This window comes from Chimaeribacter californicus, from assembly GCF_002858675.1.
In the GTDB taxonomy this organism is placed as follows: domain Bacteria; phylum Pseudomonadota; class Gammaproteobacteria; order Enterobacterales; family Enterobacteriaceae; genus Chimaeribacter; species Chimaeribacter californicus.
In genome coordinates this window covers 112,722-125,132 of record NZ_PJZF01000002.1, presented here as the reverse complement: position 1 = coordinate 125,132, position 12,411 = coordinate 112,722, and the positions used below count along the sequence as shown (strand labels likewise).

Below are 12,411 nucleotides of genomic sequence, written 5' to 3'. Positions count from 1 at the left end.
GGTAGAGAAAAGATGGCTATCGAAATCAACGTACCGGACATCGGTGCAGATGAAGTTGAAGTCACCGAAGTGATGGTGAAGGTTGGCGATAAGGTTGAAGTTGAACAATCGCTGATCGCCGTTGAGGGTGACAAAGCCTCAATGGAAGTGCCCTCCCCGCAGGCGGGTGTGGTGAAAGAGATCAAAGTCTCCGTGGGCGACAAAGTCGAAACCGGCAAACTGATCATGACCTTCGAAGAGGCCGGTGCGGCCTCTGAAGAGAAAGCCCCGGCTGCCCCGGCCTCTGACGCGAAAGCGGAAGAGAAACCGGCCGCCGCCGCCGCAGGCGCCAGCAAAGAAGTCAACGTCCCTGACATCGGTTCCGATGAAGTGGAAGTGACCGAGGTGATGGTGAAAGTCGGTGACAAGGTCGAGGCTGACCAGTCGCTGATCGCCGTGGAAGGTGACAAAGCCTCCATGGAAGTGCCGGCCCCGTTCGCCGGTACCGTGAAAGAGATCAAGATCGCGACCGGCGACAAAGTCAGCACCGGCTCCCTGATCATGGTGTTTGAAGTGGCAGGCGCGGCAGAACAGCCGCAGAGCGCGCCGAAACCGGCCGGTGAAACCGAGCCTGCGCAAGCGCAGGGCGGTTCTGCCAACAAAGAGGTCAGCGTGCCGGACATCGGCGGTGATGAAGTAGAAGTCACCGAAGTGATGGTCAAGGTCGGCGACAAGGTTGCGGCTGAGCAGTCTCTGATCACCGTAGAAGGTGACAAAGCCTCCATGGAAGTGCCGGCACCGTTCGCCGGTACCGTCAAAGAGATCAAGATCGCGGCCGGTGACAAAGTGAAAACCGGCTCCCTGATCATGATCTTCGAGGTGGAAGGTGCCGCCCCGGCCGCGCAGAGCAGCGCGAAACAGCAGGAAACCGCCGCCCCGGCGAAAGCCGAGCAGGATTCCAACGTGCCGAAAGCGACCCCGGCGAAAGCCGAAAGCAAGCCGGAAGCCAAAGGCGAATTCGCGGAGAACGATGCCTACGTCCACGCCACGCCGGTGATCCGTCGCCTGGCGCGTGAGTTCGGCGTTAACCTGGGCAAAGTGAAAGGCACCGGCCGTAAGGGCCGCATCCTGCGCGAAGACGTCCAGAGCTACGTGAAAGACGCGGTGAAACGCGCTGAGTCTGCCCCGGCTGCCGCTGCGGCAACCGGCGGCGGCCTGCCGGGCATGCTGCCGTGGCCGAAAGTGGACTTCAGCAAGTTCGGTGAGATCGAAGAAGTCGAGCTGGGCCGCATCCAGAAAATCTCCGGTGCTAACCTGAGCCGTAACTGGGTGATGATCCCGCACGTCACGCACTTCGACAAAACCGACATCACCGAGCTGGAAGCCTTCCGTAAGCAGCAGAATGCCGAGGCAGAGAAGCGCAAACTGGACGTGAAATTCACCCCGGTGGTCTTCATCATGAAAGCCGTGGCTGCGGCGCTGGAGCAGATGCCGCGCTTCAACAGCTCGCTGTCTGAAGATGGCCAGAAGCTGACGCTGAAGAAATACATCAACATCGGTGTGGCAGTGGATACCCCGAACGGCCTGGTGGTTCCGGTCTTTAAAGACGTGAACAAGAAGGGCATCACGGAGCTGTCCCGCGAGCTGATGACCATCTCCAAAAAAGCGCGTGATGGTAAACTGACGGCCGGCGAAATGCAGGGCGGTTGCTTCACTATCTCCAGCCTGGGCGGTATCGGGACGACGCACTTCGCGCCGATCGTGAACGCGCCGGAAGTGGCGATCCTCGGTGTGTCTAAATCCGCCATGGAACCGGTATGGAATGGCAAAGAGTTCACACCGCGTCTGATGATGCCGATGTCTCTTTCCTTCGATCACCGCGTGATTGACGGGGCTGATGGTGCGCGTTTCATCACCATCATCAATAACATGCTGTCTGACATTCGCCGTCTGGTGATGTAAGCGCACAGGCCGGCCTTCGGGCCGGCCTGAGTTTTTTGGCATCGGCATGGTCGCCGCCGGTTTCATCGGGTGTATAACCTGGTGTAACCCGATCGCTAAGACACTGAACACTCGAACTTGCTTTGCAGGTTGTTAACAATTCTGTAAACTGCTCGCGGTGTAAGCGTCCCGGTGGATGAAGGGCGTTATGAATTCTACAAGCGACAAAACTGACGTCTGACCCGCCGGACAATCAATTAAGAGGTCATGATGAGTACAGAAATCAAAACCCAGGTTGTGGTACTTGGGGCAGGCCCTGCAGGTTACTCTGCGGCCTTTCGTTGCGCTGATTTAGGTCTTGAAACGGTTCTGGTTGAACGCTATTCCACGCTGGGCGGTGTCTGCCTGAACGTGGGCTGTATCCCTTCCAAGGCGCTGCTGCACGTCGCCAAAGTCATTGAAGAAGCCAAAGCACTGGCGGAACATGGCGTGGTGTTCGGCGAGCCGAGAACGGACATCACCAAAATCCGTACCTGGAAAGAGAAGGTCATTAACCAGCTGACCGGCGGCCTCTCCGGCATGGCCAAACAGCGTAAGGTGAAAGTTGTCAACGGCTTCGGGAAATTCACCGGTGCCAACACCCTGCAGGTTGAAGGCGAAAATGGTGCAACCACCATCACCTTCGACAATGCCATCATCGCGGCGGGTTCCCGTCCGATCCAATTGCCTTTCATTCCGCACGACGACCCGCGCGTGTGGGATTCGACGTCCGCCCTGGAGCTGAAAGAAGTGCCTGAGCGCCTGCTGGTGATGGGCGGCGGTATCATCGGCCTGGAAATGGGCACCGTTTATCACGCACTGGGCTCTAAAATCGACGTGGTTGAGATGTTTGACCAGGTGATCCCGGCGGCGGACAAAGACGTGGTGAAAGTCTTCACCAAGCGCATCAGCAAGCAGTTCAACCTGATGCTGGAAACCAAAGTGACGGCGGTAGAAGCCAAAGAAGACGGCATCTACGTCACCATGGAAGGCAAGAAAGCCCCGGCTGAACCGCAGCGTTATGACGCGGTGCTGGTGGCGATCGGCCGTGTGCCGAACGGCAAACTGATGGATGCCGGTAAAGCGGGCGTTGAAGTGGACGACCGTGGCTTTATCCACGTCGACAAACAGATGCGCACCAACGTGCCGCACATCTTCGCCATCGGTGACATCGTCGGCCAGCCGATGCTGGCGCACAAAGGCGTGCATGAAGGCCACGTGGCTGCGGAAGTGATCTCCGGTAAGAAACACTACTTCGACCCGAAAGTGATCCCGTCCATCGCCTATACCGAGCCGGAAGTGGCATGGGTTGGCCTGACCGAGAAAGAAGCGAAAGAGAAGGGCATCAGCTACGAGACCGCCACCTTCCCGTGGGCAGCCTCCGGCCGTGCCATCGCCTCTGACTGTGCAGACGGCATGACCAAGCTTATCTTCGACAAAGAGACCCACCGTGTGATCGGCGGTGCCGTGGTTGGCACCAACGGCGGCGAGCTGCTGGGCGAAATCGGCCTGGCGATTGAGATGGGTTGTGATGCCGAAGACATCGCGCTGACCATCCACGCGCACCCGACGCTGCATGAATCCGTAGGTCTCGCCGCTGAGATCTTCGAAGGCAGCATCACCGACCTGCCGAACCCGAAAGCGAAGAAGAAATAATTTCCCGCCCCGGTTCAGCATGATAAAAACGGTGCCGAAAGGCGCCGTTTTTTTATTCCGGTTCCCCGCCTGCCATGGCCTCAGACGATTCCCCTGTGGTCAACGATTCAGCAAAGATTTAATGTTGCTTTTATGTGAACGAATTAACAACCGATTCAAATCCTGATATGCTGGCTGGGCGGAACCGGGCGCTGTACCCTTACAGTCCAGGTGATTGACCGTAGTGCTGTGGTGTTTCATGAAGTCGAGCGTTGAAAGGCAAAAAATCTCATCAGGCGAAAAACCCTGTGCGCAGGGCGGCAGGTTTTACACCGGTATGAATATGGATAGCCAGGCACAATAAATGACAATGAGAGCGAGGAGAGAGTCGTGCTAGAAGAATACCGTAAGCACGTAGCCGAGCGTGCTGCAGAGGGCATTGCCCCCAAGCCATTAGATGCTTCCCAAATGGCCGCGCTGGTTGAGTCACTGAAGAATCCGCCCGCGGGCGAAGAAGAAGTCCTGTTAGACCTGTTGATTAACCGTGTACCGCCGGGCGTTGATGAAGCTGCCTACGTAAAAGCCGGCTTCCTGGCCGCGGTCGCCAAAGGCGACACCCACTCCCCCCTGATTACCCCGGAAAAAGCCATCGAACTGCTGGGCACCATGCAGGGCGGCTACAACATCCAGCCCCTGATTGAAGCCCTGGACCATGAGCAACTGGCCCCGATTGCGGCCAAGGCGCTGTCCCATACGCTGCTGATGTTCGATAACTTCTATGACGTGGAAGAGAAAGCACAGGCCGGGAATGTTTACGCGCAACAGGTGATGAAATCCTGGGCGGAAGCCGAATGGTACCTGAGCCGCCCGCAACTGGCGGACAAACTTACCGTCACCGTGTTTAAAGTCACTGGTGAAACCAACACCGATGACCTGTCACCGGCGCAGGATGCCTGGTCACGCCCGGACATCCCGCTGCATGCGCTGGCGATGCTGAAAAACGCCCGTGAAGGCATTGAGCCGGATCAGCCGGGCAGCGTCGGCCCGATCAAACAGATCGAGGCGCTGAACCAGAAAGGCTTCCCGCTGGCCTACGTCGGTGACGTGGTCGGTACCGGCTCTTCCCGTAAATCCGCCACCAACTCGGTGCTGTGGTTCATGGGCGACGACATCCCGTTCGTGCCGAACAAACGCGGCGGCGGCGTGGTGCTGGGCGGCAAAATTGCCCCGATCTTCTTCAACACCATGGAAGATGCCGGCGCACTGCCGATCGAGCTGGACGTTTCTAACCTGAATATGGGCGATGTGATCGACATCTACCCGTACAAAGGGGAAGTGCGTAATCACGACACCAATGAACTGATCGCCACCTTTGAGCTGAAAACCGACGTGCTGCTGGACGAAGTCCGCGCCGGCGGCCGCATCCCGCTGATCGTGGGCCGTGGCCTGACCTCCCGGGCGCGTGAATCGCTGGGCCTGCCGCACAGCGATGTGTTCCGCATCGCCCGCCCGGTAGCGGCCAGCGACAAAGGCTTCTCCCTGGCGCAGAAAATGGTGGGCCGCGCCTGCGGCGTCACCGGCGTGCGCCCTGGCGAATACTGCGAACCGAAAATGACCTCCGTCGGTTCACAGGACACCACCGGCCCGATGACCCGTGACGAGCTGAAAGATCTGGCCTGCCTCGGCTTCTCCGCTGACCTGGTGATGCAGTCCTTCTGCCACACCGCGGCCTATCCGAAGCCGGTGGATGTGACCACCCACCACACGCTGCCGGACTTCATTATGAACCGTGGCGGCGTGTCGCTGCGCCCGGGCGACGGCATCATCCACTCGTGGCTGAACCGTATGCTGCTGCCGGACACCGTCGGCACCGGCGGTGACTCCCACACCCGCTTCCCGATCGGGCTGTCGTTCCCGGCCGGTTCCGGGCTGGTAGCGTTTGCCGCCGCCACCGGCGTGATGCCGCTGGACATGCCGGAATCGGTGCTGGTGCGCTTCAAAGGCAAAATGCAGCCGGGCATCACCCTGCGCGATCTGGTGCACGCCATCCCTTACTACGCGATCCAGCAGGGCCTGCTGACCGTGGAGAAAAAGGGCAAGAAGAACATCTTCTCCGGCCGTATTCTGGAGATCGAAGGCCTGCCGGAGCTGAAGGTTGAACAAGCCTTTGAACTGGCAGATGCCTCCGCAGAGCGTTCCGCTGCCGGCTGTACCATCAAGCTGGACCAGGCGCCGATCATCGAATACCTGACCTCCAATATCGTGCTGCTGAAGTGGATGATTGCCGAAGGCTACGGCGACCGCCGTACGCTGGAGCGCCGCATCCAGGGCATGGAGAAATGGCTGGCTGACCCGCAACTGCTGGAAGCGGATGCTGACGCCGAGTACGCCGCGGTGATCGAGATCGATCTGGCTGACGTCAAAGAGCCGATCCTGTGTGCGCCGAATGACCCGGACGACGCGCGCCTGCTCTCCTCGGTGGCCAACAGCCACATTGACGAGGTGTTCATCGGCTCCTGCATGACCAACATCGGCCACTTCCGTGCGGCCGGCAAGCTGCTGGATCAGCACAAAGGCCAGCTGCCGACCCGCCTGTGGGTCGCCCCGCCGACCAAGATGGACGCCGCGCAGCTCACCGAAGAGGGCTACTACAGCGTCTTCGGTAAGAGCGGTGCGCGCATCGAGATCCCGGGTTGCTCCCTCTGCATGGGTAACCAGGCGCGGGTGGCGGACGGCGCGACGGTGGTCTCCACCTCCACGCGTAACTTCCCGAACCGCCTGGGCAACGGCGCAGACGTCTACCTGGCGTCCGCTGAGCTGGCGGCGGTAGCCTCGCTGCTGGGCCGCCTGCCGACCCCGCAGGAGTACCAGGAGTACATGGCGCAGGTAGATAAGACGGCAGTGGACACCTACCGCTACCTGAACTTTGACCAGCTCGACCAGTACACCGAAAAAGCGGATGGCGTTATCTTCCAAACTGCGGTGTAAGCGGCTATAGTGCGCGACGCAACAAGGAGGCCCCGGCGGGCCTCCTTTTTTTATGGACGGTTTTTACCGCCCGGTTGCGGCAGCCGGAAATGGGCGCAGCATAGCGCTTTGCCGGGCGGCATCAGGCTACACTTAGCGGATCAACAGGGGAGAGAACATCATGGACTACGAGTTTTTGCGTGATATCACCGGCCAGGTGCAGGTGCGGTTCTCAATGGGCCACGAAGTGGTGGGCCATTGGTTCAATGAAGAGGTTAAAGGCGATTTGGCGCTGCTGGATGAGGTCGAGACGCAGGCAGCCACGGTCAAAGGCACCGAGCGCCAGTGGCAGCGTGAAGGGCGTGAGTACACGCTCTGGCTGGATGGCGAAGAGGTGATGATCCGCGCCAATCTGCTGGAGTTTGAAGGCGACGAGATGGAAGAGGGGATGAGTTACTACAATGAGGAGAGCCTGTCGCTGTGCGGCCTGGAGGACTTTCTGGAGGTGGTGAAAAAGTACCGGGCGTTTATCAACGGGCGCTGAAGGGGCCGGCCAGTAACTGGCCGGCGGTGTCCGGCATCCATGACCTGTGATTCCTTAATAGTAGAAGCCAAACTCCAGGCCCGCTGACGAGGTGGTGGTGGCCGGCTGATAGAAGTTCATCGCCTTATCGCCCAACATGCCGCGCTCGGTGTCAGACTTGCCATATTTCTGGTGCACGTAATAGGCCTTCACGAACACATCACGCGTTACGTTCCAGGTCAGCGCCGCGTACGGAGACAGGCGTGATTTCGGCTGCAACCAGACATCCCCGGCGTTGCTGTGGGTCCAGGTCTGGATCGGGTAAAGCGCGCCGCCTTCCAGGCTCACCTGGGACGCCGGCGTCATCTGCCAGTTCACCCCGGCACCCGCTTTGGCGTAAGGCTGAAGCGACACTTCCACCGCGCCAAAGCGGCGGGTACGCTGTTCGGAAGCGACATAAACATCGTCTGAACGGATGTTACGCAGCCAGGCCTGGGCACCCAGCGAGCCTTTCAGGTCAAACGAGACGTTTTCTGAGGCGCGCATCCGGTAACCGCGGGTCATGTCCGCGCTGTAACCGGTATACCAGGTTTCGCCTTTCAGCGAGCCGGGCGGCAAATTGTATTGCGGGTCGAGCGCACCGCCACGGTAGCTTACCGCACCGGCCATCAGGCTCATTTCCCAGCCTTTCAGCGTACCGCGGCGGGCGTCCACGTAGTTATTGGCACCGGTATTCACCCGGAAACGCGGGCCGTGTTCCTGCACATATTTCCGGTCGAGGTTATCGACGGTTTCATCCCACTTGAAATATTCCACACCGGCACTGGCGTAATTACGGGTAGAGGCACTGAACGGATTTTCCCCGGCGCTGGCAACGCCAGAAAGCAATACGCCGGCCGTGGTGAGGGTGGCGGCAAGCGCGGTGCAAAATGTTATTTTCATAGTCGGCATTCTTTAGAGTGATTAGCAGGAGTGATGAGTGTAAAAAAAGTGCAGAAATGCGAACGGCAGAATAAGGTGGGATAAATAGCTCAATTTAAAATCAAGGAAAACAAAGCGTTGTCAGCTGAGTTAGCCTAAATAAAGAGTGAGTAACGCCAATGATTTGGTATAAAACGTGGGGGATATGCTGCTAATTTGGCTTAATGACAGAATTGCCGTCTGGGGCAGGGCAATAAATTTGACTTAATGCAGAGATAATAAAGTAAATAAAAAACGGGATAAATTTAACTTAAGGATTAAATAGTGTTAAGAAATAGTAATTAATTACCCGCCGTAATTCAACCCACAGGACACCTGTTTACAACAAATATATTCCAACAAAGATTTAACAAGAATTTAAAAAATAGATAAGCCGAGGGCAGCGGGCAATTTTTTCCGCTCCGCACCTGATGATCATGACCCTAAAGGTAAACCGGTTGCGTAACGAGGCGGAAAAATTGTAATCCCTTGCGCCAGTAGGTTAAGGCCGGTTGAAGCATCAGGGCAGGAGAGGGCAGGGCAGAGGATTATGCTGAAAACACAGGGCTGCGGCAGGGGGAAAAGTGCCCGCCTGACGGGCAGCAGGCGGGTTACTGTGCGTAAGCCAACAGTCCCAGGGAGTCCCGGGCCAGCGCTTTGCACTTGTTCGGCGTGGAGATCGCGATGCCGCTCAGGTCGCGGTAGCTCTCTTCGCCCAGCCGGCGCATGTTGAAGGTGTTGTAGTTGCTGAGATCCCAACTGTTCTGCTGGGCGAAATAGACAATCGCCTGCTTGATCTGGTTATTCGGCAGATCGTGGTAGCCGCAGTTGTTCTTCAGGTAGACAAACACCGCCGTCAAATCGGCAAGGTCTTCCGCTTCGGTGTCGCTCAGTGCCTGGCTGGCAGAGGAGAAGCCCAGCAGCCCCAGCAGCAGCATCATCAGTGTCGTTCGTTTCATTGCCATCAGTGACTTATTCATGGTTAGCAGACGTTATCACACTTACTTATTCACGCACCAAATTAATTGCGCGCCCGGCAGGCGTACCGGGAAAGGAGGGTCTGGAACGGAAAAATACCCTGAGTATAGCGGCTCCGGGCGATAACCTGCAGGCCGGGAGTCTGAAAAGGCAGCGCGTCGATCCGCCGCAGGGGCTATGTTAAACTCTGATACCCCGTACAGGTAACAGATAAAATATTTATGAAACACACTGTAGAAGTCATGATTTCCGAGCAAGAGATCCGGCAGCGTATTGCGGAACTGGGCCAACAGATCACCAATGACTACCGTGACAGCGGCAGCGACATGGTGCTGGTCGGGCTGTTGCGCGGTTCATTCATGTTTATGGCCGATCTCTGCCGCCAGATTGAGGTACCGCATGAAGTCGATTTCATGACCGCCTCAAGCTACGGCAACAGCATGTCCAGCAGCCGTGATGTGAAAATCCTGAAAGATCTGGATGAGGATATCCGGGGCAAGGATGTGCTGATCGTGGAAGACATCATCGATTCCGGCAATACCCTGAGCAAGGTGCGTGAAATCCTGGCGTTGCGTGAGCCGAAGTCCCTGGCTATCTGCACGTTGCTGGATAAACCGTCACGCCGGGAAGTCAGCGTGACGGTGGAGTATATCGGTTTCTCGATCCCGGATAAATTTGTGGTCGGGTACGGAATCGATTACGCCCAGCGCTACCGGCACCTGCCTTACATCGGCAATGTGGTGCCGGCCGCGGAGTAACTGCCTTTACGCCCTTGTTTCTTCCTGAAAAACCGCAGGGTAAAAGCGCTTGGAAAGCTAATTTTTACGCTGCGGTATTGGCTATGCTCCGTGCTTGCCGGTCAAACGTCCGGCAATAGCTTGGCAATGGCGTTGTGGTAGTTCATTTCCAGCGTTTCACGGTTAGCGGCGGTGACGTTCAGGTCATTGAGCTGGCCGTTCTGCAAGCCGTAAACCCAGCCGTGCAGCATCACTTTCTGCCCGCGTTTCCAGGCACCCTGCATAATGGTGGAGTGGCCGAGGTTATACACCTGCTCTACCACGTTGATCTCGCACAGGGTATCCAGGCGCTCATCGGGCGGGAGTTCGCTGAGTAACGCGCTATGCTTGTACCACAGGTCGCGGATGTGCAGCAGCCAGTTGTTGATCAGGCCCAGCTCCGGGTTTTCGACCGCCGCCGCCACGCCGCCACAGCCGTAGTGACCGCAGATGATCACGTGTTCCACCTGCAGGACGTCAATCGCGTACTGCACCACGGAGAGGCAGTTGAGGTCGGTGTGGATGACGAGGTTGGCCACGTTACGGTGTACGAACAGCTCGCCCGGCTCCATGCCGGTCAGGCGCTCTGCCGGAACCCGGCTGTCGGAGCAGCCAATCCACAGGAAGCGCGGCTTCTGGGCCTGAGCCAGGCGTTCAAAGAAGGCAGGATCGTCTTTGGTGATGGTCTCAGACCAGGCGCGGTTGTTAGCAATGAGTCTTTCGATTTCTTTCATGGGATATCATTAATCTCATATGAAGTGTGAACAATCTGTAACGCGCAGATTGCCGCTTTAATATAGGACATACATCACGAATTTGAAATCTGATCCTGTCGGCGGGATCAGAGAAACAACAGGACAAGGTGATTCTACTTTTATGACATATGCACTGGAACTCACGCAGCTGACCAAAACCTATGCAGGTGGGGTTCAGGCGCTGCGCGGCATTGACCTGAAGGTCAACGCCGGGGATTTTTATGCACTTCTTGGGCCGAACGGCGCCGGGAAATCCACCACCATCGGTATCATCAGCTCTTTGGTGAACAAAACGGCCGGTAAGGTGCGGGTGTTTGGCTATGACATTGACCAGGATATCGTCAACGCCAAACGCCAGCTTGGGCTGGTGCCGCAGGAGTTCAACTTCAACCCGTTTGAAACCGTGATGCAGATTGTGGTCAACCAGGCGGGTTACTACGGTGTAAAACGCCGTGACGCGCTGGAGCGCGCAGAGAAATACCTGACGCAGCTCGATCTCTGGGGCAAGCGTGACGAACGGGCGCGGATGCTCTCCGGCGGCATGAAGCGCCGCCTGATGATTGCGCGCGCGCTGATGCATGAGCCGAAGCTGCTGATCCTCGATGAACCGACCGCCGGGGTGGACATTGAATTGCGCCGCTCCATGTGGGGCTTCCTGAAAGATCTTAACGCCCAGGGCACCACCATCATCCTCACCACCCATTATCTGGAAGAAGCGGAGATGCTGTGCCGCAACATCGGCATCATCCAGAACGGGGAACTGGTGGAGAACACCAGCATGAAAGCGCTGCTGGCGACGCAGAAATCAGAGACCTTTGTGCTGGATCTGGCGGCGAAAAGCCCGCTGCCGAAACTGGAAGGCTACAAGAGCAAGCTGGTGGACACCTCCACCCTGGAAGTGGACGTGATGCGCGAGCAGGGGCTGAACGGGCTGTTCAGCCAGCTGAGCAAGCAGGGCATTCAGGTACTCAGTATGCGTAACAAAGCCAACCGGCTGGAAGAGCTGTTCGTTAACCTGGTGAACGGCAACGAGGGAGAAAACGTATGACCCGTCTCTATTGGGTGGCACTGCAAAGCATCTGGTACAAAGAGATTAACCGCTTCGGCCGCATCTGGATCCAGACGCTGGTGCCGCCGGTGATCACTATGACGCTCTATTTCATTATTTTCGGCAACCTGATCGGCTCGCGGATTGGGGAAATGCACGGCTTTGATTACATGCAATTTATTGTGCCGGGGCTGATCATGATGGCGGTGATCACCAACTCTTACGCCAACGTCGCCTCATCGTTTTTCAGCGCCAAATTCCAGCGCAACATTGAAGAGCTGCTGGTGGCCCCGGTACCGACCCACGTGGTGATCGCCGGCTATGTCGGCGGCGGCGTGGCGCGCGGCATCTGCGTCGGGGTGCTGGTCACGGCGGTGTCGCTGTTCTTTGTGCCGCTGCATGTGCACGCCTGGTGGGTGATTGCCGCGACCCTGCTGCTGACGGCGATCCTGTTCTCGCTGGCCGGGCTGCTGAACGCGGTATTTGCCACCACCTTTGATGACATCAGCCTGATCCCGACCTTTGTGCTGACGCCGCTGACTTACCTCGGCGGGGTATTCTACTCGCTGACGCTGCTGCCGCCGTTCTGGCAGGCGGTGTCGAAGCTGAACCCGATCGTCTACATGATCAGCGGCTTCCGCTATGGGTTCCTCGGTATCAGCGACGTGCCGCTGGCGTTCACCATGGCGGTACTGGTGGCGTTTATCGTGGTGTTCTACCTGCTTGCCTGGTACCTGATCCAGCGCGGCCGCGGGCTGCGCTCGTAAGGGCAGATGCGCTTTACAGTAAAAATAAAAAGCCGGGGATTCC

General features: G+C 57.7%; 10 protein-coding genes. 7 read left to right on the top strand and 3 right to left on the bottom strand.

The window, feature by feature from the left end:
- The first annotated feature begins 12 nt into the window (after positions 1–12).
- The 4 genes from aceF to yacL all read left to right on the top strand — a co-directional run bounded on the left by aceF (position 13) and on the right by yacL (position 7,105).
- Positions 13–1,941 (top strand): pyruvate dehydrogenase complex dihydrolipoyllysine-residue acetyltransferase, encoded by a 1,929-nt coding sequence (gene aceF / locus CYR55_RS03595; RefSeq protein ID WP_101814793.1) that lies wholly within the window; start codon positions 13–15, stop codon positions 1,939–1,941.
- Positions 1,942–2,190: 249 nt separating this feature from the next.
- Complete coding sequence (lpdA, locus tag CYR55_RS03590) at positions 2,191–3,615, top strand: dihydrolipoyl dehydrogenase (RefSeq protein WP_101814792.1); 1,425 nt, start codon at positions 2,191–2,193, stop codon at positions 3,613–3,615.
- Between the two features lie 369 nt (positions 3,616–3,984).
- A complete protein-coding gene (gene acnB, locus CYR55_RS03585; RefSeq protein WP_101814791.1) occupies positions 3,985–6,582 on the top strand; it encodes a bifunctional aconitate hydratase 2/2-methylisocitrate dehydratase in 2,598 nt (865 codons plus the stop codon).
- Positions 6,583–6,742: 160 nt separating this feature from the next.
- Positions 6,743–7,105 (top strand): protein YacL, encoded by a 363-nt coding sequence (yacL, locus tag CYR55_RS03580; RefSeq protein ID WP_101814790.1) that lies wholly within the window; start codon positions 6,743–6,745, stop codon positions 7,103–7,105.
- Positions 7,106–7,159: 54 nt separating this feature from the next.
- Here the strand turns inward: yacL and CYR55_RS03575 are convergent, their stop codons facing one another.
- Both CYR55_RS03575 and CYR55_RS03570 read right to left on the bottom strand, forming a co-directional pair.
- Positions 7,160–8,026: a hypothetical protein gene (locus CYR55_RS03575; protein WP_101814789.1), complete on the bottom strand. Its 867-nt coding sequence runs from the start codon at positions 8,024–8,026 to the stop codon at positions 7,160–7,162.
- A 629-nt stretch (positions 8,027–8,655) separates the two neighbouring features.
- The gene (locus CYR55_RS03570; RefSeq protein ID WP_101815015.1) at positions 8,656–9,003 is read right to left on the bottom strand and encodes a YacC family pilotin-like protein; all 348 of its coding nucleotides are present in this window, start codon (positions 9,001–9,003) and stop codon (positions 8,656–8,658) included.
- 240 nt (positions 9,004–9,243) lie between these two features.
- Between CYR55_RS03570 and hpt the strand changes: the two genes are divergently transcribed.
- A complete protein-coding gene (gene hpt / locus CYR55_RS03565; protein ID WP_101814788.1) occupies positions 9,244–9,780 on the top strand; it encodes a hypoxanthine phosphoribosyltransferase in 537 nt (178 codons plus the stop codon).
- Positions 9,781–9,881: 101 nt separating this feature from the next.
- Here the strand turns inward: hpt and can are convergent, their stop codons facing one another.
- Positions 9,882–10,532, bottom strand: a complete 651-nt coding sequence (can, locus tag CYR55_RS03560; RefSeq protein ID WP_101814787.1) for a carbonate dehydratase — start codon at positions 10,530–10,532, stop codon at positions 9,882–9,884.
- Between the two features lie 142 nt (positions 10,533–10,674).
- Between can and CYR55_RS03555 the strand changes: the two genes are divergently transcribed.
- Positions 10,675–11,601, top strand: coding sequence for an ABC transporter ATP-binding protein (locus tag CYR55_RS03555; RefSeq protein WP_101814786.1), 927 nt, complete (start codon positions 10,675–10,677; stop codon positions 11,599–11,601).
- A complete protein-coding gene (locus CYR55_RS03550; RefSeq protein ID WP_101814785.1) occupies positions 11,598–12,368 on the top strand; it encodes an ABC transporter permease in 771 nt (256 codons plus the stop codon). The genes CYR55_RS03555 and CYR55_RS03550 overlap by 4 nt, the downstream gene beginning before the upstream one ends.
- Positions 12,369–12,411: the final 43 nt, after the last annotated feature.